This window comes from Citrobacter sp. Cb031 (genome assembly GCF_030336725.1).
In the GTDB taxonomy this organism is placed as follows: domain Bacteria; phylum Pseudomonadota; class Gammaproteobacteria; order Enterobacterales; family Enterobacteriaceae; genus Citrobacter; species Citrobacter braakii.
The window spans coordinates 1-2,473 of sequence record NZ_JAOWDA010000028.1 but is presented as its reverse complement, the minus strand read 5'-3'; the positions used below and the strand labels follow the sequence as shown (position 1 = coordinate 2,473).

Here is a 2,473-nt window from a genome sequence, read left to right as displayed (position 1 = left end):
CTGAACTCATCTGATGTTATCGACAATATGCTCATTACCCTGGTTAAGGCGCAATAATATGAAATGGAATCAGTCAGACAGAAAAGTACTCACAATTATAGCCATTACTGGTGTGCTCCTGTATGCCATTTATAAAGGACTTCAGTTTTTAGCTGGTGTATCAATGGGGGCCAGTTTTGGGGTCGGTCTGGGAGGAATGAGCGGTTCTCAACAGGTAGAAGAGTCACGAAAAGTTGAAACGGATGCGCCGACTCAAATTATTTATCGCATAGATAAAAATCGATATCTGACACTGGAAAACTACATATCTTGTGATAAGGGGGGGCAGGTTTATTATAATGATACTGAAAGGGAAATAAAAACCCAACTGGGATGGGATACAGATTTTTATGATTTCTCATATCGTCGTGGTAATAATGTTGCGGCTTATCAGGGAACCATTATTAATGGTGCAGATAATGGTTATCTCGCATTCCCCGGTGCATCAACCAGGCAATATTGTGGTAGCGGAAGGTCAGAAAGAGGTTGTCCTGTGTTTTTCTTCTTTTCAGCAGATCATGGAAAAACCTTTATCTATAAAATTATAGCTGAGGAGTACAACACCCCTGAGCGATTCAGTAAGCTTAAAGTGGTAGTGGCGAATGATGGGGTTTACTTAAGAGATGAGTCTCAAACAGAGAGTGTATATTCTCACCCTGTAGGTCTTCGCGATCTTCATTCAGTGAATAAATTAAGATTTTCAGATGGAAGCTTAATAAGCGTTTATGACGACTGGCAAAAAAAAGTTGATGAGTTAGTAAAAGAAGAATTGATAAGAAAAAAAATTCCTTATGCAAACGAGTATGGACCGAGGTTTAATATATTCGACTATATCAGAACATTAACACCACCGAAAACTCATGAGGAAAGTAATTTGATGGCAAATGAACTGTCAGATATTCAAATCAGGATTGAGGATGAGGTTTATAGCAATAGGATTAAATTTCCAATTCTTTTAACTCAGGGCTTAGATAGTAAATATCAGTGTAATAAAAGCATTAAAGCTAAAACCATCACGTATACCAATGTGTCAAGTGGGAAAAAGGTGGTGGTGAAAAATGAACAGTAATTCTGAACCCATCCGGGAACTTGAATGTAAATTTGATGATAATGGGCATCCCTCCTGGCGCTCATTCCCGTCTCATAAAAATTGCCAGATTAGAGGCGGGTGTGATTTGCCGCCGCACTTACCAGGTATAATTATACTTGTACATGGCGTCAATTCGACAGGTGAGTGGTTTTCAATTGCGGAGGATAAACTTTGCGAAGGTCTGAATAAGAGGCTTGGATTAACCGGGACATCATACGAACTGAAAACCAATAAGTATCTTTCTGATGATAAAATAGATGCTGAACCTCTCATAGAAAGAGTTCTGCCTGCACCTAAGAAGCAAAAATCACCAGTTATTCGTTTTTACTGGGGATATTCTTCATCGAAAGGTAATGAAGATCAATATGTTATACCGTTAGCCAATAGGAAAGGTGTTGATTATCATCAGTTGAAAATGCAAGGTGTTTCTCATGAAAATATTATGGCTCAGGGTCCATTTTTCTGGGGCGGCGGGCCATTCCAGAACGGTACAAATAATCTGCACTCTTTATGGAGTGAGAAAGGATTTAAAGAGAGCGTTGCCGGTATTAAGATACAATGGTTTAATGAAGATAAAGACCGCCTGTTAACCAATGCCCCGCCGCGAAAATATTATGCCCATGCGGCCAAACGTCTTGCAGACCTGGTTGACAGTATTCGTAAAAAATATCCCAAAGATACGGTGACCATTGTTTCTCACAGTCAGGGAACCATGGTCGCAATGGCTGCCGTAGCAATTGCTGAACAAGCACCTGATGCATTATTTGTACTTAACTCCCCCTATGCACTGGATCACAACGATCTTAATGGCGCGTCACTTCCGGCAGATGAGTGCATTTCGCCAGAAGGGCGGCAGAATACGTTATCTGCCATCATTGATAAGGTGGCTTCAAGAAAAAATCATTTGTCATCACTGGGCTATGAAGGGCTTTGTGTCGGACAAACGGCAGATAAAAAAAACTGGCGACCTGATGTCACTCTTGCTGATGAAAATGGTACCAGTCTTACCGAACGCGATAATCACGGGCGCACTTATATCTACTTTTGTCCTCATGACCGTGTTATGGGATCACGGCCGCTACGCTCAATTGGCTGGCAGGGATTACCCAATGATTCTCAGGGGCATCCTCATCCTCTGCTGAAAAAGCATCAGGGAAATTTATTTCAGCGGATGCTGGCTCGCAGTACTCCATGTGGCGAAGCTCCAAATCCCGTGACGCCTTTTGCAAAATTGCCGGATGGAAAACCTTTCTGGGATGATAAAGGCGACCAGTATCAAAGCAGTAGTTTCACCTATCCGGATCCTCCAGAATGGCAAACGGTTTTTATTAATGCCGAAAAAGT

At 41.6% G+C, this 2,473-nt stretch carries 2 protein-coding genes; both read left to right on the top strand.

Annotated elements, in window-relative coordinates; all coding sequences use genetic code 11:
- Positions 1 to 58: 58 nt before the first annotated feature.
- Complete coding sequence (locus tag OGV93_RS12885) at positions 59 to 1,108, top strand: T6SS immunity protein Tli3 family protein (RefSeq protein WP_287109611.1); 1,050 nt, start codon at positions 59 to 61, stop codon at positions 1,106 to 1,108.
- Positions 1,098 to 2,473 (top strand): T6SS effector phospholipase Tle3 domain-containing protein (locus tag OGV93_RS12880; protein ID WP_287109610.1); only part of this gene is annotated, 1,376 nt, incomplete at its 3' end. The genes OGV93_RS12885 and OGV93_RS12880, both read left to right, overlap by 11 nt.